The organism is Enterococcus casseliflavus NBRC 100478 (assembly GCF_001544095.1).
GTDB lineage: Bacteria > Bacillota > Bacilli > Lactobacillales > Enterococcaceae > Enterococcus_D > Enterococcus_D casseliflavus.
In genome coordinates, this window is the sequence record NZ_BCPT01000012.1 from 1 (window position 1) to 22981 (window position 22981).

The following is a 22981-nucleotide window of genomic DNA, read 5'->3' on the forward strand; positions in this document are numbered from 1 at the left end:
CAAGAAGTTGTTATTTAACTTCTTTCTTAACCTCAGCGACTTTTTTATCTTACCATCTCAACCGTTATATGTCAAACACTTTTTTGAAAAGTTTTTTTGATTTATTAGGTTTTTCAGAGATGATATTTTTTCGACTTTGTTATAATAACACTTGTAAAATGTTTCGTCAACAACTAATTTCAAAAAAGATCAATCAGTGTTTGTTACAAATGTCTTAACAAGGACAAGTAATAATATAGCAATTCTTAAAGGAAAAATCAACTAAAAAAATAGGCTTTTGGGCAACTATTTTTATAAGCGAATTATTCATTGTCAAACGATTCGAACGTTCGTTTATAAGAAGTATTTTGCGGCTAAATCTATCATTAATGGATAAAAAAAGAGAACTTAAGCTTTTCGCCTAACGTTCTCTTTTCGTCCGATCTTCTGATTGGACGATCGGTATATAGATTCGAAAGATCGTTCCTTGACCGATGACACTCTCTGCTGAAATTTTTCCTTTATAGCTTTCCAATAACTGTTTCGCAATAGATAGCCCTAGCCCATTTCCGCCTTTGGTTCTAGCACGGGCTTTATCTACCCGATAGAAACGATTAAAGATCTTGTCGAGGTCTTCTTTGGAGATTCCCTCACCAAAGTCTTGAATGGCAATTTCAAAGGATTGCCGATCCAACGAAATGGATAGATGCACTTCTTTTCGATCAGTGGAATATTTCACTGCGTTATCCAAGACAATAATAATGATCTGTTCAAAATGATTGCGATAGATTTTCAGCTTCAACTCATGATATAAATCATCATCCAATGTAAAAACAAAATCTGGATACAGTATTTTAAAGTTATTGAAGACTTGATAGACAACTTCTTTTGCATTGGTTGTTTCATTTGCATAATGAACATCCACTTGTTCCGCTCTTGAGAGATCCAACATTTCCTGTACTAGCGTCTTCATCCGACTGATCTCTTGCATACTGGCTGCCAGAGACTCATCCAAAATTTCTGGATCGTCTTTTCCCCAACGCTGCAACAGATTCATATGTCCTTCAATGATCGCCACAGGTGTTCGCAACTCATGAGAAACGTCTTCGACGAATCGCTCTTGCTGCTCAATGTACAGGCGCATGCGATCCAACATCTCATTAAATATATCTGCTAAATCAGACAGTTCATCGTTCGTATTTAATTCTGGCATATGCACCGTTGACTGTGGGTTTTTCCGAACAGTTTCCATCGTATCTCGCAAGACCTTTAACGGCTGAAGGAAATACGCTGATAAAAAGAACCCAAGCACACTACTAAGAATCAGAGAAACGACTTCTAAGATAATCAAAGTCAGCAGCAGTTTGCTGCGTATTTCGTAAAAAGAAGTCAATTCATAAAATGTTTGTGCATAGCCAATCCGCTCTCTGGTGCCTTTTGAATAGATGGGCTGGATCGAGAGAAAACCTGTGATACCATCCAGCGTTACGATGGTTGGCGCCTTGCGCTGCGTGTCGATCAGTGCTAAATCATTTTCATGGGTTTTAAACACAAGATCCTCATTCAAATTATAAACAAACAAGCTCAACGGCGCTTGGCCTAATTCCGAAATAAAGGAATCGATTTTCATTAAGTTGCCATCGATCGTTGAAGTGCGATCATAAATGCTCGTCGTCCCCGCATCATTTTTGGTTAAATTACGATATGTTCGAACCAATGTTAGTTCTTGATCCGAATTGGCTAAACGAGAAGCGACCTCTGACATCGTCCGCTCCACATTGTTTTCTTCTTTAGCGACGATCAAATTCACCGATGTTTTATAGGTGATCACAGCAAAGATCGTAAATACGACGAATATAAAGAAAGAACTTGCGAAGGCCCACTTTACAGTTAAAGAAGGCCCCTTCAGTTCTTTTAATTTTTTCATTCTTTTTTTAAGGTTCACGACCGCATCACATAACCTGTACCACGAACGGTTTGGATATAGCTTTCCTCCCCTGGTACATCAATTTTATTCCGTAAGTAGCGGATGTAAACATCGACAACGTTGGTTTCAACTTCTGTCTCATAGCCCCAGACTTTGTTTAATAAAACATCTCTGGCTAAAACGACATTGACGTTTTCCATTAAAGTCAACAATAGCTCATATTCGCGTTTTGTTAGTTCAATGACATCTGTTCCACGTCGAACGACACGGTTTTCTTTTTCAATCGTTAGATCGCGGTAAGTGATCGTGGTTTGTTTTGCGACGTTTTTGTCCCCTTCGATATCGATACGGCGAAGCAACGCACGTAAGCGTGCCAGCAATTCTTCAATTGCAAAAGGCTTCACAATATAATCATCAGCACCATGATCCAAACCTGATACTCGATCAATCACAGAATCTCTCGCGGTCATCATGATGATCGGGGTGTTCTTCGATTGACGCACACGGCGGCAAACTTCTAACCCATTTAGCTCTGGAAGCATTAGATCCAATAAGATTGCATCCCATTCATTATTCAGCGCAGCATCCAGTCCCGTCCGTCCGTTGTAATGAACTTCGGTATTATACCCTTCATGCTTCAATTCTAATTCCACAAATCGAGCTAAGTTCTTTTCATCTTCAATGATTAGAATATTACTCATTATTGATAGCCCCTTTATTGATTATTCTGCCTTTAAAATAGACATTATCTGTCTTATTTTATCATGTATCTAAAAAATAAAAAAGAGATTGACCGAAAGTTCTCACTTTCGGCCTTTCTCTTTTGAATTCTCTTGAAGCTTACGCTTCGTCATACCATGAATAATGGAAAATTCCCTCTTTATCTGTCCGTTCATACGTATGCGCGCCGAAGTAATCCCGTTGTGCTTGGATCAAGTTCGCTGGCAAACGATCAGAACGATACGAATCAAAGTACGCGATCGCAGAAGAGAACGTCGGCACAGGGACACCCGCTTGGACAGCTAGCGCAACTACTTCACGTACAGAAGATTGATAGCGTTTGGTGATGTCTTTGAAGTAATCATCTAATAATAAGTTTTCGATGTCAGCGTTCTTGTCATAAGCATCCGTGATTTTTTGTAAAAATTGCGCACGGATGATACAGCCTGCACGCCAAATTTTGGCAATCTCACCAAAAGGAAGATCCCAATCGTACTCTTTTGATGCTGTACGTAATTGCGCGAAACCTTGTGCATAGCTCATGATTTTACTGAAGTATAAGGCTTCACGGATCTTATTGATAAATTCTTCTTTATTTCCTTCAAAAGCAACCGCTTCTGGTTTCGGTAATACTTTGCTGGCATTGACCCGTTCTTCTTTGTATGCTGAGATATAGCGAGCAAAAACAGATTCAGTGATCAATGGCAATGGAACACCTAGGTCTAAGGCACTTTGGCTTGTCCATTTTCCAGTTCCTTTATTGCCTGCAGCATCTAAGATCACATCAACGATCGGTTTGCCTGTTCCTTGATCATCTTTACGTGTCAAGATATCCGCTGTGATCTCAATTAGGTAGCTATCCAATTCACCTTTGTTCCATTCGGCAAAGATATCAGCCATTTCATCAACAGATAGACCTAAAATGTTTTGCATCAAGTCATAAGACTCCGCAATCAGCTGCATGTCGCCATACTCGATCCCGTTATGAACCATTTTTACGTAATGGCCTGCACCATTTGGTCCAATATAAGTTACACAAGGTGTACCATCTTCAGCTTTTGCTGAAATTTGTTCCAAGATCGGTGCAACCAATTCATATGCTTCTTTTTGACCACCAGGCATGATCGAAGGACCTTTCAAGGCGCCTTCTTCCCCACCAGAAACACCCGTACCGATAAAGTTGATTCCTGAGTTTGCCAACTCTTCGTTACGACGAACGGTATCTTTAAAGAAGGTATTTCCGCCATCGATCAAAATATCGCCTTTGTCTAGATGAGGCAATAGTTCTTGGATCGTAGCATCCGTCGCAAATCCTGCTTTTACCATTAATAAAATACGACGTGGTTTTTCAATTGATTGGACAAATTCTTCTATCGTATAAGTTGCTTTAAAATTTTTATCTGGATGTTCTTTTACTACTTCTTCTGTCTTTGAACCAGTACGGTTAAATAAGGCAACTGAATAACCGCGGCTTTCGATGTTCAACGCTAAGTTTTTGCCCATAACAGCCATACCGACAACGCCGATTTGTTGTTTTGTCATCTTTCATCCTCCTAAGATTCAATTATCTTTTTCATTATAGCGCAAATGTACCTGCTTTTGAACTATTCTCTTTCGATGGACAAAAAATATTTCTGAAAAGTTCCATCTTTTCCAAAAAAAACAAAAAAACCTCAGGCTCCATGGTTAGCCTAAGGTTTTAGAATCCTCTTTCTGAAAAAAAGGAATTATGCTTCTTTTGTTGCTACGTCTTTGCCATCGTAATGACCACAGTTAGAGCAGACATGGTGGCTTTTTTTCATTTCACCACAGTTTGCACATTCGTTCAAACCGTTGATTGTCAATTTGTAATGTGTACGACGTTTTGCTTTCTTCGCTTTCGAAGTTTTTCTAGCTGGTACTGCCATTTTGCTACACCTCCTTGTTAATGAACGCAACCTTGAGGCTGCAATTTATTCCAATCCTACGCGTTATCGTCATCTGATTCATTGAATAATTCGGATAATTTTGCAAGACGAGGATCAACTTGTTGAGCTTGCGCTTCTTTTTGATTTGCAAAGTCTTCTTCTGACAAAACAGCCCAATCGTTGCCAGATGGCATTGCTGAACCTTGCTTTTCTTCTTCTGTCAGGACTTGCAATGGAATCGCAAGTAATAGGTTATCAGCGACTGATTCATCTAAGCTGATGGTTTGACCTTCAATGATCAAAACCTCTTCTTCGACGATCGTTTCATCGCGACGCTGAAATTGCTCTGGTGTCATGAATTGTTCATCCACTGAAAAATCAAAAGGAATCGCTACAGGTGTCAAAGAACGAGTAGATGGTAATGTCATCGTCGTTTCCACTTGATAGTGCAGCAAGTATCCTTGCTTATCAACACTCATCAGCCCTTTTACTTTTACAGGAGACAATTCAATGATCTGTCCATCGCGTTTTATCAGTTGACTTTTTAGGTCAAGTGTTTCTTCAAACATCAGCGGTGTCTCTTGGTATTTTTTTAATTCCAATAAAGACCATTTCATTTTTATCACCCCTAAGCAACAAAAGCAATTATACAGGGCTTCTGAGGCTTTGTCAATGAAATTTTCTTGACACCTTTTTCATTTTTGATCGTGTCATTTTAATGCCTTTTCTCAAGGGATTTCGACACTCTCAAAAAAACAACAGGAAGCGCACAACGTGCACTTGCCTGTTGCTTGATCAATCGTTAAAAATCATTAGATCGCTGTTGTTTCTCCACGATAAACGATACCGCGACGAGAATCAAGAGTAACCAATTCGCCATCTTTGATGGTTGTTGTTGCGTCTTTGGCACCAACGATCACTGGTAGATCTTTCGCGATTCCGACAACTGCTGCATGAGAAGTCAAGCCGCCATCTTCAACAACTAAAGCTGCTGCTTTTTCGATTGCTGGCATATATTCTTTATCTGTTGTTGGTACAACTAAAATCATGCCATCTTTTGCTTTCGCAATTGCTTCTTCGGCACTGTGAGCGATCACGGCATTGGCAACAACTGATTTTTCACCAATTCCTTGCGCTTCAAGCAATTTTGATCCGATCAATTGGATCTTCATTACGTTGGTTGTTCCGCGTTCACCAACAGGAACACCGGCTGTGATCAAGATTAGATCGCCTTCTTTAGCAAAGCCTAAATCAACTGCTTGTTTTGCTGCTAATTCAAACATTTCATCAGTTGTTGATGGTTTTTCAGCAACGGTTGGGTACACACCCCAGTTAAGCATCAAGCCGCGTTTTGTGCGTTCGTCAAATGTGACAGCTAAAATGTCAGCATCTGGACGATATTTAGAGATCATTTTTGCAGTGTAGCCAGATTCAGTGGCAGCAACGATTGTTTTAACCCCTAAGTTTTTCGCTGCACGAGCAACAGATAAACCGATTGTTTCCGTTACATCTGTTTTATCAAATTGGTTGATTTGGAAAGTGCTGTTTTCTGATAAAGCTTTTTCTGCTTCCACGTCGATACGTGCCATTGTTGCTACTGCTTCAACAGGGTAGTCACCGTTTGCTGACTCACCAGAAAGCATTGTTGCATCAGTACCGTCAAAGACAGCATTGGCAACGTCAGAAGCTTCTGCACGAGTTGGACGTGGGTTTTGTTGCATTGATTCTAACATTTGTGTTGCTGTGATAACTGATTTACCAGCAGCGTTACATTTTTTGATGATGCTCTTTTGAACCATTGGTACTTCTTCAGCAGGGATCTCAACACCCATGTCACCACGGGCAACCATGATACCATCAGAAACTTTGATGATTTCATCGATATTATCGATACCTTCTTGTGATTCGATTTTAGAGAAGATTTGCACGTGAGTCATGTCTTTTTCTTCTAAAATTTCACGAATTTCTAAAACGTCTTGCGCTTTACGTACAAATGAAGCGGCAATGAAGTCGATATCGTTATCAAGACCAAAACGGATATCTTCTGCATCTTTTTCAGTAATACCAGGTAAGCTGATTGATACGCCAGGAGCATTGACCCCTTTACGTGATCCTAACATTCCAGCATTTTTAACGACAACCACTAATTCACGGGTTGCTTCGTCTTTTTCTTTGATTTCCATGTCGATCAAGCCATCATCAAACAAGATGTGTCCGCCCACATGAACATCTTCAAATAAACCAGGATAAGTTACAGCAATTTTTTCTTTTGTTCCTTTGTGTTCTGGATCCATTGAAATACGTGTTTCATCGCCAACGTTGAATTGGATGTATCCAGCACGACCAAAGTCTGCTTCTGTCGTATTTTGTACAGTTGTACGGATTTCAGCACCTTTTGTATCTAAAAGGATACCGACATCTTTACCAGTTTTCTTTACGGCTTCACGAACCATTGTCATACGCGCTAATTGTTCTTCATGATCTCCATGAGAGAAGTTAAAGCGGAAGACATTCGCACCGGCTTCAATCAGTTGAGAAATAATTTCCACACTGTTACTTGCTGGTCCTAATGTACTTACGATCTTTGTTTTTTTCATTACTAAACGCTCCTATTCATTTATTTAAAATAGCTAATAAGCTTTTTTTACAAAATTACTGTTGCGTTGCTTTAAAAATCTCTTTAGAATGAGATTTCTTTGTTCAAGTTATACAAGCTAAGATCTGGTTTGTGACGATTGTTTTCAAGGGTATCGATGATATCAGAAGCAATCATTTCATTGTTTTCGATACCGATACATAGACCGCCTTTGCCTTGTTGCAATAATTCAACGGCATATGAACCAAATTTACTTGCTAACACACGGTCACGAGCGCTTGGTGAACCACCACGGACAACATGTCCTAGAATTGATACACGGGTATGGAAATCGCCGTATTCAGAAAGTTTGTCAGCAAAATCATTTCCGCCCATCACACCTTCGGCTAAAACGATCAAGCAATGTTTTTTCCCGCGGTCGCGTCCTTCACGGATACGATCAGCAACAACTTGCATGTCAAAATCATGTTCTGGGATGATGATTTCATCCGCACCACCGGCCACACCTGACCATAAAGCGATATCGCCAGCACCACGACCCATTACTTCGATCACGAATGTGCGGACATGTGATGTCGCTGTATCACGGATCCGGTCAATCGATTCCAAGACAGTATTGATGGCTGTATCAAAACCAATCGTGAAATCTGTTCCTGGAATGTCATTATCGATCGTTCCTGGAATCCCGATCGCTGGGAAACCGTGACGAGTAAGTGCCATCGCACCATGATAAGATCCATCTCCACCAATCACGACTAGCCCTTCGATGCCAAATTTCTTTAATTGTTCGATTCCTTTTAATTGTCCTTCTTGTGTCGCAAATTCTGGATAACGTGCTGAATATAAGAATGTTCCACCACGTTGAATTTTGTCACCAACATCAGCAACATCTAAGCGACGAATGTCGCCTGCGACTAGTCCGGCATAGCCATAGTTGATTCCGTATACTTCAAGTCCGTCAAAAATACCCTTTCTGACAACTGCGCGAATCGCTGCGTTCATTCCTGGTGCATCGCCGCCACTGGTTAGAATTCCAATGCGTTTCATTATTCTTTCACCTCATCAAAAGATTTTGTTTAGGGAAGCCCCTGTTTGCTAGTTTTCAAGTAATAACCACGAGACATATTCTACCATTATTCCATGAAAATGTCTTGAAATAGTGGGAAAAAGTTGAAAAAAGTGTAAGTTGAATTACCGTTTTCGGAAAATTACTTGAAAATTACATTTCCATTTCCTAATAATGCGATCAGTTGTTTGACAAAGTTCGGCTCATCCGTCACCCAGTTTTCTTCTGCTAATAACACTTTTTTGCCACTGCTTTCATAGAACATCACCACTGGAATATTTCCGTGATGCTGCTTCATTTCCTTCGACAATGCTTGCAGGTGCGACGTTTCAGCTTCAGCAGAAATCTTTAAGTAACAAGTTTGTGACGCAATTTTATTTTGAACGTTTTCTGCTAAGTCTATTTTATCAGCAATGAGTTGGATTTCACCATTGTAACGACTTACCTCGACCTTTCCTTCGATATAAAGAACAGCATTTTCTTCAATCAAGGAACGTACTTGTCGATAAACGATGGGAAAAATCGTTACTGACACTTCTTTGCTGGCATCCGTTCCTTCGACAAACGCCATTTGTTCGCCCTTTTTCGTTCGAATCTCTCGAATCTTGCGCACATATAAAAGGATACGCACCCGTTCATTCGGAACCAGATCGGCAATGTCGGTGATTTGTTTTAACTGGTGCAATTTATGAAACTGTTCCACGGGATGGCCAGACAAATAAACACCTAAGTATTCTTCTTCCAAAGCCAGTTTTTCTTCCAGTTTGTAATCAGCAACGGCTTCTTCTTTTAGTGCCATAGTTTCTAAGAGATCCAAACTGCCGCCACTATAAGTAATGTTTTGGATCTTTCCTTCTAGCTGGATCAATGCTTGTTTTCGATTGGGGGCGATCACATCGAATACGCCGATGCTCAAAAGCGGTAATAAATAATCCAATTTTAACCATTTGCTGTTACGCTGATTTAAGCGAAGCAAAAATTGATCCATAGACGTGAAATTACCATGCTCTTTTCTTTCTGCCAAAATGTCTTGGATCATGTCGCGTCGGATTCCTTTGATACTGCTGAAACCAAAACGAATTTGTTTTTCATTTTGCAGTTGAAAACTAAACCCACTGGCATTGATCGAAGGCGGCAGTACTTCTACGCCATAACGTGCGGCTTCATTTAAATATTCTTTCATTTTGCTGGCGGTGTTGCGTACCGAGTGTAGGATCGAAGCAAAAAATGGTGCGGGATAGTGTACCTTCAGATAGGCCATTTGAAAGCCGATAAAGGAATAGGCAAACGCATGGGATCGATTAAACCCATAATTGGCGAACCGCTCGATATAGTCATAGACCAAATTGGCGGTCTTTTCATCGTACTGATTGGCTAAGGCTCCTTGCACAAAATGACGACGTTCCTCATCCAAGACGTCTTTTTTCTTTTTACTGATTGCTCGACGCAAAATATCTGCTTGTCCTAAGCTGAAACCAGCCATTTTGGAAGCTACCTGCATGATCTGCTCTTGGTAGACAATGATTCCGTAAGTGTTTTGCAAAATCGGAATCAAACTGTCATCTGGATAAGAGACACGCTCTTGTCCTTTTTTCCGCTTAATAAAGGTATCGATATTTTGCATCGGTCCTGGACGATACAAGGCATTGACTGCGGCAATATCCTCGATGCTTTCTGGTCCTAACTTACGCAGCACATTGCGTATCCCCGCTGATTCAAATTGGAAGATCCCTGCGGTCTCACCTTTTTGAAACAAGCGCAATGTTGCTGGATCATCAAGAGGAACCTCCTTTTGGGTAACAATTTGTTGGCTGATTCGTTTAATGCCTTTCAAGGTATTATCAATGATCGATAAGTTTCTCAAGCCTAAAAAGTCCATCTTCAATAGGCCGATGGCTTCTACGTCATTCATGGTAAATTGGGTCAACCAGATCCCATCGCTGCCTTCTTGTAAGGGAACCAGATCAAGCAAATTCTTGTCACTGATTACCACACCAGCGGCATGAGTCGATACGTGACGTGGCAAGCCTTCTAAAATTTTGGCGACTTGAAACATTACTTGGTTTCGCTCATTAAACGACACCAACTCTCGCAGCTGATTGGATTGCTCATAAGCAAGATCTAAGGTCATTTTCAAGGCATTGGGGATGGCTTTTGACCAGCGATTGGCTTCACTTTGCGAAAGACCAAAGACACGAGAAACATCTCGCAGAACCATTTTGGCCGCCATGGTGCCAAACGTGGCGATCTGTGCCATATATTCTTGTCCGTATTTTTGGCGCACATACTGTAAAATCTCGTCTCTGCGATTGTCAGGAATGTCTAAATCAATATCAGGCATCGTGTAACGTTCTGGATTCAAGAATCGTTCAAACAAAAGATCATATTTGATGGGATCCACGTCGGTGATTGATAAAACATACGCCACCAATGCTCCGGCAGCCGATCCCCGTCCAGCTCCGGTAACAATTTCTTGTTGGTGGGCAAAGTCCATGACGTCCCAAATAATCAAGAAGTAATCATCAAAGCCCATCTTATGGATGACAGACAACTCATAATCCAAACGCTGTTCGTACGCCGATGTAACGTGATCAACACGCTGAGGCAGACGCTCAAAACAAATTTTCCGCAAATAGTCCGCAGCGCTTTCTTCGGCTGGTAGCGGGTAATGAGGCAATAGCCGCTGATGCAGTGGCAGCTCGACGGCGCATTCAGCTGCAATCCGCTGATTATTCATCAATGCCTGCGACGCTTCACCAAATGCCGCGGTCAGTTGGTCTGCCGGTTGTAGAAAAAGCTGCGCAGTCCCTTGCTCTTTTGCCTGACGAAAGTCTTCAATTTGCGAGCCCTCTTTGATATGGGTCATCACTTTGACTGCAAAGGCTTCTTCTTGTGCTAAAGCCGCGATTGGTTGATACGCACATGGTGCAATGTTTTGCTCGTTAAACCAAGCGATCGTTTCTGGATCTACCCCTTTGCTAGTAATACCTAAAAACAAGCTCTCAGAATCAAATTTATGGCTGATTGCTCGCAGTGCTTCTTGATTGGCTTCTAGATCATCGTGCTGAGAAGGCAGAAATCCCTCGCCTTCAGGCAGCAAACCAAAGAGGTCCTGCAAAGAATCACAAGCAGCCAAATTCAACTGCTCGGTGATCATTTTTTCACTTGATAAACGCATCAAGGTTTGATAGCCCTTGAGGTTTTTTGCAAATACGTACAATGGAAAGGACATTGATCCCTCCCCGAAGGTACAGTCGAACAAAGCGCCAAAAATCGGCTTGATGCCCTGTGCTAGGCATTGCTGATAAAACTCGACCGCGCCATAGAGAACATTATGATCGGTCAGCCCCAACGTCTGATAGCCCATCTTTTTGGCTTGCTCTATATAGTGAGGAATTTTGATCGTACTTTGCAGCAACGAATAGGCGCTTAAGGTGGTGAGCTGTGAATACATTGAAATCCCTCCAAAAATGAAAATTCTCTTTCTTTCTGCTAGTAATTAGATTTGAAAAACAAAATGAAAAAGTGAAAATCTTTACAATAAATATTTTTGTGATAAACTAAAGTCGAAATGGAAGATACGCAGAAAAGAGGTGTCGTCATGCGTTACCTAGTCACTTTATTTTGGACTTTTGTATTAGGTCAAGTCGTTGGCTATCTAGGCAGCTCACTTGCTGGAGCAACTTATGATTTTCAATTAACTTCAATCATCTCTTTGGTCACAGGTGTGGTGATCATTCTTGTTGGTATTATCGCACCAGCGCCTGAAAAGACAAGCCATTAAAAAAAAACCAGTTACCTTTATTGTAACTGGTTTTTTTTTCTTTTCAACTATTCACTGATGTCCGTTTTACGCAAGCTTTTACGGAAATTAAATCCTGAGATAAAAATATTGATCAGTACAAACCCGCTAGTTACCCAAAAGACGGCGGGATAACCAAAACCGGCTGCCACCGTTGAGCCGACCATCGGACCTAACACTTGCCCAAAGTTAGAGAACATTTGGTTGTAGCTGTAGATGCGGCTGACCCCTTCCATCGGGGTGATCTTGCTGATCAGTGTATTGATCGACGGCATCAACGCACCAGTAGAAAAACCAAGCAAGAAGCGCAGCACGCCCAACTGAAACGGTGTGGAGACAAAGCCCATCGGAATGAAACAGAAAAATGACAGCAATAAACCGCCTAACAATACCTTGTGATTGCCGTAACGATCACCGATTTTGCCTAAAAATGGCGAAGAGATGATTGCTGAAACACCGGCAACAGAGACGATCAATCCGCTGACAAACAAAATATTGCCGCTATTCCCGCTTAGATCACGAATATACAACGTAAGGATCGGACTAATACTCGTTACACCTAGCTGTAAAATCAGTGACGTAATAAACAAACCGACGAGCAGCTGCATATTTTTGATTTGACCAAAAATTTCTTTGATGGACAGCAAATCGCCCTTTTCAACCGGCTCAAAATCTTCTTGAACGAGAAAAATCGTAAGCAAGAGCGTGATCAGCAGCACAACACCTGTAATGATAAAAACATTTTTCATACCGAACCATTGCGCCAACGCTCCACCCATCGATGGACCGATCAAATTCCCTGCGATGGCTCCTGTAGCCAATGTCCCAAGCGCCCAACCGCTTTTTTCTCGAGGCGCCTGCGAAGCAATCAATGCAGTCGCATTGGGAATATACCCCGATAAAATTCCGGTAAAGAATCGCATGATCAACAACCAATAGACATTCGGTACAAAAGCCAATGAACCCATCGTCACTGTCATCCCCGCAGCCGCGCGAATCATCATTAAACGACGACCTTTTTGATCTGCTAGATTTCCCCATACTGGAGCAATGATAGCCGCCGCAAACGCCGTTACTGAGATTGCTAATCCAGAAAACAACTCAATTTGACTCTCTGGAGCGCCTAACTCTTCTATATATAAGGGAATGAATGGCATGACAAGACTAAAACTGGCACCCGTAAAAAAACAACCTACCCATGAAATCAGTAGATTTCGTTTCCAATCAATCTTCATTTACAAACCTTCTTTCACAAATACTATACCGTATCGTGAGTAATAATCAAATAAAAAATCTTTCTGCATCTAAAATACAGAAAGATTTTCTTCATTAAACTTAACTGATCAAAGCCAAAATGACAAAGTTTAGGATAAACAACGCATTGACGACCCAGATGATCGGAGACACTTCGTTGGCTTTTCCTTTCACTACTTTCACTAATGCGTAGAAAATGAAACCAACAGCGATCCCGTTGGAAATACTGTAAGACAAGCCCATAAAAATAGACGCGAAGAAAGCGGGAACTGCTTCTTCTAGATCGGTCCACTTGATGTCTGCAAACGAAGCCATCATCATTACCCCAACTAAGATCAACGCTGGTGCTGTCGCTTGTGCGGGAACGATTGAGATCAGTGGAGAAAAGATACTGCTGATTGCAAAGAGTGCTGCCACTACAACAGAAGTCAAGCCCGTGCGTCCACCAGCACCGATACCAGCTGCTGATTCCACATAAGTCGTTGTATTTGAGGTCCCTACGATGGCACCTACAGAAGTGGCTACGGCATCTGCAAAAAGAGCCTTATCCATCTTTGTGTTCAACCCATTACTGTTTTCAACCGCTTCTTCATCTTTTTTCGAAAAGATCCCTGTACGACGTCCTGTTCCGATAAAGGTACCGATCGTATCAAAGACATCTGATAAACTAAACGCTAAAATCGTCATGATTACTTGAGGGATTTTGGCAGAATCACTGAATAGTGAGCCCATTCCTTCAGGGCCAAACGCAGCGCCAAATGTGATGCCTAGTTCGCTGATGGAACTTCCTAATGAATTCCCGTGCCAATCAATGGCACTTAAATCCACTACACCCATCAAAATACCGATGATCGTCGTTCCTAAAATACCAAAAATAATTGCCCCACTAACATTTTTCACCACTAATAAAGTAGTCACTACTAAACCAATCACTGCTAACAAAACAGGTGCATTATTGAAATTCGCCAAAGCTGGGACGATCCCACCATTAAAATTGGCACTCACGATCGTCTCACCGTCGACAACTGAACCAGTCACTGCGGCAGTGTCTGCACTGAAGTTTAGCAAGTTGGCATTTTTGATCCCTACATAAGCCACAAAGATCCCGATTCCGCCGCCGATTGCATGCTGCATGCTTTCAGGAATGGCGTGAATGATCAGTTTTCTGATTCGAGTGACCGTGATAAAAATGTTGATCAGGCCGCAGATGAAAACCATTGCTAATCCTTGCTGCCACGTATAGCCCAAACCAAAAACAACGGTAAAGGTGAAGAATGCATTAAGTCCCATTCCAGGCGCTTGCGCATAAGGTACATTTGCAAATAAGCCCATGATCAGGGTCCCAATCACTGAAGCGATGATCGTTGCTAAGAAAACAGCTTGAAACGGCATGCCTGCAGCAGATAAAATCGTCGGATTTACAAACAAAATATAACTCATCGCGAAGAAGGTGGTGACCCCGGCCATCACTTCTGTTGAAACCGTCGTTTTATTCTCCTTTAATTTGAAAAACTTTTCCATGTTATGTTTCACTCCTGAACTTTAATCGTTTCTATGAAAAGAAAAAATGAATAATTGCGCTTTTCATCGAACAATTACAAATTATAAGGGAATAATTTTCGCTTTTCAAACCTTTTTCCGAATAAAACGAACCAAAAACGTTTAATGTTCGTGTTTTGCTTTGTAAATATTATGAAAACTTATCGAAAACTTACTTGTATTGTGAAATGACAGAAATATGTTACACTTAAGCCACTACCATAAGAGAATGGAGCGAGTCTTTTGAAACCAAAAATCATCGCCATTGATTTAGATGGCACAACCTTAAATACTGAATCCCAACTTTCCCCTCGCACACGTGAGGTACTGGTTCGCGCCACCAAAGCGGGACACTTTGTTACCATCGCTACAGGAAGACCTTTTCGTATGAGCGATCAGTTCTATAAAGAATTGGCGCTCACAACACCAATGGTCAATTTTAACGGCGGGTTGGTCCATAAACCTCGACAAGTCTGGGCAAATGAAATGGAGCACTCGATCTCTCGAGAAATTGCGTTTGAGCTCATGGCGCAAAAAGAGCAGTTGGGGCTGACGTTTGTGGCAGCAGAAAATCGCGAAACCTTTTTTATTGATGACCTAAGTGGATTTGATCAGCACTTTTTCTTTTCGGGCAATGCTTCCGAAAAAAATCTATTAGCAAATTTAAAAACGGACCCCACTTCATTACTGGTGAAAACCGAAAATGAATTAGCAGAATCTGTTTCTTTACGTATCAAGGATCAATTCGACGATGCGGTCGATGTTCGAACATGGGGCGGACCTCAAGCTATCTTAGAGATCGTACCAAAAGGGGTCCATAAAGCACTTGGTCTTTCGGTGATCGCGGATTCTTTGTCTTTGGATCGACAAGATATCATCGCTTTTGGTGATGAACACAACGATTTGGAGATGCTGGATTATGCGGGTTGGGGCGTTGCTATGGCGAATGGCACGCAACAATTAAAATCGATCGCCAATGATGTTACCGACAAAACCAATGCGGAAGATGGCATGGTCGATTACTTGGAAAAATATTTAGGTCTATAAAAAAAGCCGATGCGGGATGTCCGCATCAGCTTTTTTTTTGCTTCCATATTCAAATCAAAGTGTTTCATAAACGATTTCTTTGGCTTCTGGAATCGATTCATCAATAAAGAATACTTTATACCAGGTCAAGAACGTAAAGATCGTCCAGATTTTTCGCTGAAGATTCGGTTTTCCTTGGCGATGGTCTTCAAGCATTTGTAAAATTGCTGTTTGATCGAAGAAGGTTGCCGCAAAGTCTGACTCAAAAAGGCTCTTGACTGCTTCATACCCTGTTCCTTCTTTCAGCCATGCCTTGATAGGTACAGGAAAGCCGAGTTTTTCACGGTTTGCCCACTCTTTTGGCAAATGACGGTTTGACGCTTGTCGAAACACATCTTTGGTGTTGTTTTGATTGATCAAATATTTCGTCGGGATCGTTTGCGACAACTTCTGCATCTCGATATCCAATAAAGGAACACGTAATTCCAAGGAACTCGCCATGGACATTTTGTCTGCTTTTAACAAGATATCCTTCGGCATCCACTGATGAAGATCTAAATATTGCATCTTATTGACCTCGTCTTTGAGACCATTGACTTTCTCGTAATGAGGCGCAACGATTTCAGCAACAGAGGGTCCTTTTTGATACGTTGGTTTTAAAAGCTGCAGTGCTTCCTCTTCTTCAAAGACCAGTGCTTGCCCGATAAAGAAGTCTTGGGCAGGTGCCGTTGCTTCATAAAGATGGATTCGACCATGGAAGTTTTTCATTTTGCCGATTTGACGTCCCAAACGAAAGCGGATGTTTTGTGGCAATTTTTTCAATCCTTGGGCAAAAACGCGCACCGCTTTAGAGTTTGTGTGGAAGCCATAAGCAGCATAACCGGCAAATAATTCATCTGCCCCTTCCCCAGATTGAACGACTCGCACTTGCTGTGCTGCCAGATTGGCTAAAAAGTACAAAGGGACACAGCTAGGGTTAGAATCTGGTTCGTCCAAGTGATACTGAATCAACGGGAATGCCTCAAAGGACATTTCACCATCGATGACCGCTGCTGTGTTGTTCAAACCGAGTTTTTCCGTCAATTTGCGGGCTTCGATCGCTTCGTTGTAGGTTTTGTCATCGAACCCGATTGAAAACGAGCGATCTGGTCGCAAGACAGAAGCTACGTAACTTGAATCGACACCACTGGATAAAAATGAGCCGACTTCAACATCACTGATTTGATGAGCGGCAATTGATTCTTGGACTGCTTGATCGATTTTGTCGACCCATTCTTCTCTTGAATGATTTTCTTTCACTGAAAAATCTGCATCCCAATACTGCTTGATCGTCAATCCCTGTTCATTAAACAAATAATAATGCCCTTCTTGCAAACGATGAACGCCTTTAAAGAAGGTTTCTCCGTTCAAAGGCGAGTATTGAAACGTCAAATAAGGTTTCAACGCCTCTTGGTTCAACTCTTTCTTGAAATCTGGATGAGGCAAAAAGCTCTTGATTTCAGAACCAAACATAAAACTGCCATTCATTTGCGCATAGTAATATGGTTTGATGCCAAAGTGATCTCGTGCGCCGAAAAGCTCTTGTTTTTGAGTATCCCAGATGGCAAAAGCAAACATTCCCCGCAGGCGCTGCAAAACATCAATGCCCCACTCCTCATAGCCATGTAAGACTACTTCGGTATCCGCATGGGTAGAAAAAACATGACCCGCTTGGATCAATTCTTCCCGCAACACTTGAAAGTTATAGATTTCCCCATTAAAAATAATGACTTTTGTTCGATCCTCGTTAAAAATCGGTTGTGAGCCACCTTCTAAGTCGATGATCGATAAACGACGAAACCCTAACGCTACTTGGTCGTCGGTAAATTTTCCTGAACTGTTTGGTCCGCGATGAACGATCCGGTCCATCATGCGTTCAATAATGATTTCTTTTTGGTCTTTCGAATTGACAAAGCCGACAATTCCGCACATATTTTCACATCCGTTTTCATAATCCATTTTCATTTTTCTAAAGTAAATCATACCATAGAATTCAAGAGATACGATCTCTTTTTCAAAAAAATACAATCAATATATTTTTGCACAAAACATAATTTGGAGACAAACCTTATGATATCAAGGTTTCCAATCATCTCATACTCTCAATCTTACAAATTTGTTATCTAAGAAAATAGCTATCCTCAAAATTCTTAAGAAATTTTTTATGAATTCTATTTTTCTGAAAATATACAAAGATACTTTTCCCGAATTTACTGACTCCAGGAAACTTCTTTTGCTGCCATTCTCAGGCATTGATTTCCTGAAAAGGATCAGTCAGATTTGTTCGCTTGATAGTTTTATTGGACTATTGTGAAAAAAAGTGTTATTCTAACTATGGAATTTCGTTATCAACTAACCGTTGCCTTTCAATGACAAGATTTAAGAAAGGAGAATGACTATGACATTCTATAACACAGATCTACAATATCGTGTAACTCTGGATACCAAATTGAATTTATTTATCGTTTTCGATAAAAAAGATGCGAATCATTTTGCGACTGGAATTACGATCGAGCAAGCTGTACAAGAATTGAAAAAAACTGCATAAGGAGTTTATCCAAATGAAGGATACCGATTCGTACTGAAAGCACCTCGCTAAGGAAAAAATTAGCTAGGTGCTTTCTTGTTTTTTTTGCTCGCTTTTGTCTTTTGCAGTATCCGCTTCTTGCTTCTGTCCACTTTGCTGTTCATCCAGCTGTAAGATTTCATCAACAGATCCTTGCGTAATAAATTTGCTCAATCCCTGTGCCGCAATTTTTGTGTAACGCATGAAGTAATCTTTTTCTTCAAAATCCATCTTCTTCCCTCCTACTGATACAACTGTACTTTCATTTCGTTTACCAGCGATTTCACCAGTAATTCTTGAGCGTCACTTCTTTAATACATATGAATGATCTGTTAATAGCATAGACGTTACATTTGTCAAATCATCCTTTTCCTCTATTCATGAAAAGACAAATCTGTTTTCTGATTCCAGACATAGTACTATTAACTTTAGGAAACTGTTTTCTTAGGGGGGATGCTTATGGCTACATTTTTCGCTGGTTTGTTTTTTATCGGTTTGATTGGTTTCATTTTTGGCATTATCTTATTTTATATTGGGTTGATAACTCAAAAAAACAAACGAGATCGAAATGTTTTTCTCATTGTCGCTTCCGCTTTTATTGTCTTGTTTTCGTATGGTGGCTTGTCCTTCTACCAAGATGTGGCGTCTTTCGATAGCATCACTGCGCAATTAAGCCTTTCTTTACGTAACGAATCAGGGAAAAATGAATCCTTTGGCGATGCCGCTGCTCCCGTGGAACAACCACAAGGAGAACAAACAGCTGGCAACAACGAAGCAAGTAGCGCGCAACAAGAAGAACCCGCAAACAACGAGCAACATACACCTCAACTTTCCCGCGAAGAAAGAAATGCACTGAATCGTGCAGAAAGATACTTATCCAGCAATGCGTTTTCTCAGTCGAGCTTAAAACGCCAACTACTCTATGAGGATTTTTCTGAGAGCGCCGCAGACTTTGCCGTAGCTACGGTAGATGCCGATTGGAACGAGCAAGCATTGAAAAAAGCGATTCGCTACTCGCAAAATTTATCCTTATCATATGAGCGTGTGGCGAACCAACTTTCCTATGAAGGCTTTACTTCTGAACAAATTGAATATGCCTTAGCACGTTTGCCCGATTGATTCTTTTCGTTTGTTGCAGGACCACAAGCAAAAAAAGGGTTCAGCAAATTGGCGTATGTTTCTGTTGATTTCCAAATCGAGGATAGGCTGAGGTTTTTTCAGATAGTTATTGATCAAGCTCGGCAGTCAGTTAGCTTCTCTGCCCACGCTTCTGCCCACAACAAACAAAAAAGCCTATCTCGAAAGATAGGCTAAACGCTCCAAAGCGTTGATATAAGGAGAGTACAAGCCTAAAACCCCCATTATAAACATTGATTTAGAAGCCAATTTTCAGAGTTAATGCAAAATTGATGCAAAATAAATTTTCTTAGTGAGAACTGTTTTTTCACATTTTTATTTGTCACTCTTTCACGGCATATGAGAATATGCTGTGCTTTTTTTACAAAAAATAACCACTCTCGGGGAGGAGTGGCTCAATTAGATAAAAAAGTTTTTTTATATGGTAAATTAATTTTATGAGCAATCTAAAATTTATTCAAACCTTATGCTCAAAAATAACCCACCCTCAAGGAGAGTGGCCTGAAAAAAGATATAAAATGAAATAGCCCCGGTCAAGGCTATGATTCCATTCTACAAGAACATAGTTTTTATTTCAACAAAAAATCCACCCTAGTTATGATAGAGTGGATCTCGAAAGAGTAAACGAAAAATAAACATTTTGGGTATGAGTATAAGATACATCTTTTATTAATCAAACTCAACCAATTTATGACGGTTTTCTAATCAATAATATCTATTACATTGAAATAATGCTAAAATAAAAAAATCGAAGAGTACTAGGCACACTTCCCCAAGCATTACCGCCTAATACTCCTCGTAGAGTATTGCACGTACCTACTAATCTATAGGATAAACTTAGTTACTGCAAGTAAAATGAATAGGATTTATGCAAACGCCCGCGTAGCGGACTATTTTATTTTTCTTCATTATCTACTTTACGATTTATAGATGAATTAGACGTCTCTATTATTAATTTCATAGAAATTTATACATTAATTTTTTAGAAACTTCTTTTAAAATAAATATAAAATATAATACACATGACCAAAGCTAAAATTGACGATATCAGACCTAATTTGATAAATGGGTTTGAATAAACAAATCGTACACTATTTTCTCCATTATCTAAGATCACATACATGTAATTCATAGGTCCAATTCTGGGATCAACTTTTTTACCATTTACATAAGCATTCCAGTTTTCATGATATGGAACTAGTAGCAAAAGTTTTTCTCCTAAAGAAGCAGATGCTTTTATTTCAAATGTGTTTCCACTATAAACTATATCTTCCAATTTTCCATCTGCGTCATTTCTTGATTTGATGAGTAATTCCCTGTCTTCTGGATTGTTTATTGCAAATCTTCCCTGTTCTCCCTCACTTAAAACAAACGCAATGCTCTGAAAGTTTACATTTTTATAAACAAACCAGTTCTGATTATTAAAAGAAACATTTTCGATAAGTTGGTACCCTGTAGGATCAACTAGAGGTTCTTTTGAAAAATAGTATTTGACGCCACTTAATGTATTCATCGTATTATGGCTGGCAAAACCATAGGAGCGCCACTTTAATGATGATTGACTATATTGATCAACAATTTCTTGCGAACGATTATTAATAACGCTAAACCAATAAGACAATCCATAGTAATCGTTAATCATTGCTACATTTTCAGGTCGTCCATTTATACCCGTAAGAATATCATTTGATACTCTATACAACTCAGAATCTTTTTGTACTTTAGTTGAAAAGTTTACGGGTGAGTTGGTATAAACTTCAGAATTTTCATATGCAATAAATTCTTTTGTCCAGTCATAACCATAGCTACTATAAACACCCCATAAATTGATAATAATATTCAAAAAAACCATCAATCCTGTTAGAGAAAAAATAATATTTATTTTTTTGCCCTTACTTTTATGTTGAGCAAACTCTTTCTCCAAAATCTTTCTGTATTCGGTCAATACATATGCTAAAATTCCTGACAATAATAAATGAACAATAAACACCCACCTATCATTTGTCTGACCAAAACCATTAAATAGATACCCAGTAATTGGTAATGAATAAGCGACAAAAGTAATTACAAAGAAAATCAAACATTGTAATTTTCTTCTATTGTTAGGTAAAAACAACAATAATACAACTGCCAATAATTCCAGTATGATAATTCCGGACAAAAAATTTGGTGGTTCTACTGCTTGTAGACTAATTAATTTATCAAATTTTATTGAAACATTAGGAATATAATTATTTGAATTAAAAACTATATTTTGAATTGGCTCGCTTTTTCTTTCACTTAAAAAATAACTTTGAAGAGTCGGAAAGAAAAATGGTGCCGCTAAAAGTATACCAACAGTATAAGCAAAAATAGATTTTACTATTTCTAAAATCATTATTCTAAAACTCTTTTTCTGAAACAAAAGTCTTATAGGGAGGTAAAAAGCTAGAACAACTGAAATCATGAATAAAAAATAAAAACCACATAGGGCAGCGTACATTACCGATACAATAAAAAGAGTAAAATTTTTATTATAAATAATCTTTTCAACACCTAACAAAATCATCGGAGAAAAAATTAATACGGACAACCACTCAACGTACCTTGTTCCACCCATTACGGAAAAGCCACAAAATACATAAGCCAAAGCACTTATATTAACAGCTACTTTATCAAGGTTAAAGTTCGATAGATACTTTATAAGTGATAAACCTGACAACCACATCCTAAATACAATCATAAAAGAAAATAAATATGGGGCATTTCTATCATTTACTAAAATTGCAAATATGTTTAATGGATCACCAAAACCATAGTAGTTTAAGGAGCCAATTATGTCTTCTCCCATACCAATTGCAAGATCAAAACTTGGAAACTTTAATTGTCCATTAAAAATCCCTATAAATATTTCTTGGAGGTATTTTCCAGTATAGATGAAAGCTGGATAATACTGTCCTAAACCATCTATATTCCAAACCAAAGATAAGTTTTGACTCCACAGAGGATAGTATCCTATAAGAATTATCATAACAAACAAAATTGTATACACAATAATATCATAATACCTCATACGTGACTTGTTAATTTTTTTCAATAGTAGTACTCCTTTTATCATATTGGTACATGAATATTCCCTAACACATAATATCAGTAAAATTAACACAGTTCAATTCTATTATTAAACTAAAAATATAAAAAAACTCATACTCATTTAAAGTATGAGAGCATTTTTCAATTTCAGTAAGAATGTTAGTAGCATTTTCCACAGTGCTTTTAATTCTTTAACAGTCCCATCAATCTACTCCTTATTTTTTATGATTCTATGTACAAGCCCGCCGAAGCAGGCTATTTTTGTTGATAAAAAAATCAACTCTTTGCATGAGCAATTCTAAAATCAATTAAATTACCTCACCCTTTGCCTGATCGTTATGTGACAATTCT

At 39.6% G+C, this 22981-nt stretch carries 17 protein-coding genes; 4 read left to right on the forward strand and 13 right to left on the reverse strand.

Going from position 1 to position 22981, the window contains the following annotated elements; genetic code table 11:
* Nucleotides 1–400 precede the first annotated feature (400 nt).
* The 8 genes from ECA1_RS11080 to dnaE form a co-directional block, all read right to left on the reverse strand.
* Nucleotides 401–1906 carry a HAMP domain-containing sensor histidine kinase gene (locus ECA1_RS11080; protein WP_034696083.1) on the reverse strand — a complete coding sequence of 502 codons (1506 nt, stop codon included), beginning with the start codon at nt 1904–1906 and terminating at the stop codon, nt 401–403.
* A 14-nt stretch (nt 1907–1920) separates the two neighbouring features.
* Nucleotides 1921–2607: a response regulator transcription factor gene (locus ECA1_RS11085; RefSeq protein ID WP_005229193.1), complete on the reverse strand. Its 687-nt coding sequence runs from the start codon at nt 2605–2607 to the stop codon at nt 1921–1923.
* Nucleotides 2608–2746: 139 nt separating this feature from the next.
* Nucleotides 2747–4168 (reverse strand): NADP-dependent phosphogluconate dehydrogenase, encoded by a 1422-nt coding sequence (gene gnd, locus ECA1_RS11090; RefSeq protein ID WP_005229192.1) that lies wholly within the window; start codon nt 4166–4168, stop codon nt 2747–2749.
* Nucleotides 4169–4353: 185 nt separating this feature from the next.
* On the reverse strand, nt 4354–4533 hold the full coding sequence (gene rpmF, locus ECA1_RS11095; RefSeq protein WP_005229191.1) for a 50S ribosomal protein L32: 180 nt from the start codon (nt 4531–4533) through the stop codon (nt 4354–4356).
* Nucleotides 4534–4589: 56 nt separating this feature from the next.
* On the reverse strand, nt 4590–5150 hold the full coding sequence (locus tag ECA1_RS11100) for a YceD family protein (protein ID WP_060792507.1): 561 nt from the start codon (nt 5148–5150) through the stop codon (nt 4590–4592).
* Between the two features lie 195 nt (nt 5151–5345).
* On the reverse strand, nt 5346–7130 hold the full coding sequence (gene pyk, locus ECA1_RS11105) for a pyruvate kinase (RefSeq protein WP_005229179.1): 1785 nt from the start codon (nt 7128–7130) through the stop codon (nt 5346–5348).
* A gap of 83 nt (nt 7131–7213) precedes the next feature.
* Nucleotides 7214–8176, reverse strand: a complete 963-nt coding sequence (gene pfkA, locus ECA1_RS11110) for a 6-phosphofructokinase (protein ID WP_005229169.1) — start codon at nt 8174–8176, stop codon at nt 7214–7216.
* A 161-nt stretch (nt 8177–8337) separates the two neighbouring features.
* A complete protein-coding gene (dnaE, locus tag ECA1_RS11115) occupies nt 8338–11649 on the reverse strand; it encodes a DNA polymerase III subunit alpha (RefSeq protein ID WP_060792508.1) in 3312 nt (1103 codons plus the stop codon).
* Between the two features lie 147 nt (nt 11650–11796).
* Here dnaE and ECA1_RS11120 point away from each other — a divergent pair, with 147 nt between their 5' ends.
* On the forward strand, nt 11797–11979 hold the full coding sequence (locus ECA1_RS11120; protein ID WP_008377814.1) for a YjzD family protein: 183 nt from the start codon (nt 11797–11799) through the stop codon (nt 11977–11979).
* Between the two features lie 47 nt (nt 11980–12026).
* Here the strand turns inward: ECA1_RS11120 and ECA1_RS11125 are convergent, their stop codons facing one another.
* Together ECA1_RS11125 and ECA1_RS11130 are read right to left on the reverse strand one after the other, a co-directional pair.
* Nucleotides 12027–13232, reverse strand: coding sequence for a multidrug efflux MFS transporter (locus ECA1_RS11125; RefSeq protein WP_005231893.1), 1206 nt, complete (start codon nt 13230–13232; stop codon nt 12027–12029).
* A 100-nt stretch (nt 13233–13332) separates the two neighbouring features.
* Nucleotides 13333–14772: an NCS2 family permease gene (locus ECA1_RS11130; protein ID WP_060792509.1), complete on the reverse strand. Its 1440-nt coding sequence runs from the start codon at nt 14770–14772 to the stop codon at nt 13333–13335.
* 261 nt (nt 14773–15033) lie between these two features.
* Here ECA1_RS11130 and ECA1_RS11135 point away from each other — a divergent pair, with 261 nt between their 5' ends.
* Entirely contained in the window at nt 15034–15837 is an 804-nt protein-coding gene (locus ECA1_RS11135; protein ID WP_005229159.1) for a Cof-type HAD-IIB family hydrolase, read from the forward strand.
* Between the two features lie 54 nt (nt 15838–15891).
* Here ECA1_RS11135 and asnB read toward each other — a convergent pair whose 3' ends face one another.
* Entirely contained in the window at nt 15892–17787 is a 1896-nt protein-coding gene (gene asnB, locus ECA1_RS11140) for an asparagine synthase (glutamine-hydrolyzing) (RefSeq protein ID WP_010749664.1), read from the reverse strand.
* Between the two features lie 466 nt (nt 17788–18253).
* Between asnB and ECA1_RS17635 the strand changes: the two genes are divergently transcribed.
* The gene (locus tag ECA1_RS17635) at nt 18254–18403 is read left to right on the forward strand and encodes a hypothetical protein (protein ID WP_005229155.1); all 150 of its coding nucleotides are present in this window, start codon (nt 18254–18256) and stop codon (nt 18401–18403) included.
* A gap of 63 nt (nt 18404–18466) precedes the next feature.
* Here the strand turns inward: ECA1_RS17635 and ECA1_RS11145 are convergent, their stop codons facing one another.
* Complete coding sequence (locus ECA1_RS11145) at nt 18467–18652, reverse strand: hypothetical protein (RefSeq protein WP_060792510.1); 186 nt, start codon at nt 18650–18652, stop codon at nt 18467–18469.
* 228 nt (nt 18653–18880) lie between these two features.
* On the opposite strand from ECA1_RS11145, the gene ECA1_RS11150 reads away from it, so the two are divergent.
* A complete protein-coding gene (locus tag ECA1_RS11150; RefSeq protein WP_060792511.1) occupies nt 18881–19540 on the forward strand; it encodes an Ltp family lipoprotein in 660 nt (219 codons plus the stop codon).
* A gap of 1000 nt (nt 19541–20540) precedes the next feature.
* Here ECA1_RS11150 and ECA1_RS11155 read toward each other — a convergent pair.
* A complete protein-coding gene (locus tag ECA1_RS11155) occupies nt 20541–22634 on the reverse strand; it encodes a YfhO family protein (RefSeq protein ID WP_228077429.1) in 2094 nt (697 codons plus the stop codon).
* Nucleotides 22635–22981: the final 347 nt, after the last annotated feature.

Excerpts from the sequence above, each read along its gene's own strand:
- pyk (WP_005229179.1), bottom strand. The coding sequence starts at position 7,130 with ATGAAAAAAACAAAGATCGTAAGTACATTAGGACCAGCAAGTAACAGT.
- ECA1_RS11125 (WP_005231893.1), bottom strand. The coding sequence starts at position 13,232 with ATGAAGATTGATTGGAAACGAAATCTACTGATTTCATGGGTAGGTTGT.
- ECA1_RS11085 (WP_005229193.1), bottom strand. The coding sequence starts at position 2,607 with ATGAGTAATATTCTAATCATTGAAGATGAAAAGAACTTAGCTCGATTT.
- pfkA (WP_005229169.1), bottom strand. The coding sequence starts at position 8,176 with ATGAAACGCATTGGAATTCTAACCAGTGGCGGCGATGCACCAGGAATG.
- ECA1_RS11145 (WP_060792510.1), bottom strand. The coding sequence starts at position 18,652 with ATGGATTTTGAAGAAAAAGATTACTTCATGCGTTACACAAAAATTGCG.
- dnaE (WP_060792508.1), bottom strand. The coding sequence starts at position 11,649 with ATGTATTCACAGCTCACCACCTTAAGCGCCTATTCGTTGCTGCAAAGT.
- ECA1_RS11120 (WP_008377814.1), top strand. The coding sequence starts at position 11,797 with ATGCGTTACCTAGTCACTTTATTTTGGACTTTTGTATTAGGTCAAGTC.
- gnd (WP_005229192.1), bottom strand. The coding sequence starts at position 4,168 with ATGACAAAACAACAAATCGGCGTTGTCGGTATGGCTGTTATGGGCAAA.
- ECA1_RS11080 (WP_034696083.1), bottom strand. The coding sequence starts at position 1,906 with ATGAAAAAATTAAAAGAACTGAAGGGGCCTTCTTTAACTGTAAAGTGG.
- ECA1_RS17635 (WP_005229155.1), top strand. The coding sequence starts at position 18,254 with ATGACATTCTATAACACAGATCTACAATATCGTGTAACTCTGGATACC.
- ECA1_RS11130 (WP_060792509.1), bottom strand. The coding sequence starts at position 14,772 with ATGGAAAAGTTTTTCAAATTAAAGGAGAATAAAACGACGGTTTCAACA.
- asnB (WP_010749664.1), bottom strand. The coding sequence starts at position 17,787 with ATGTGCGGAATTGTCGGCTTTGTCAATTCGAAAGACCAAAAAGAAATC.
- rpmF (WP_005229191.1), bottom strand. The coding sequence starts at position 4,533 with ATGGCAGTACCAGCTAGAAAAACTTCGAAAGCGAAGAAAGCAAAACGT.
- ECA1_RS11100 (WP_060792507.1), bottom strand. The coding sequence starts at position 5,150 with ATGAAATGGTCTTTATTGGAATTAAAAAAATACCAAGAGACACCGCTG.
- ECA1_RS11150 (WP_060792511.1), top strand. The coding sequence starts at position 18,881 with ATGGCTACATTTTTCGCTGGTTTGTTTTTTATCGGTTTGATTGGTTTC.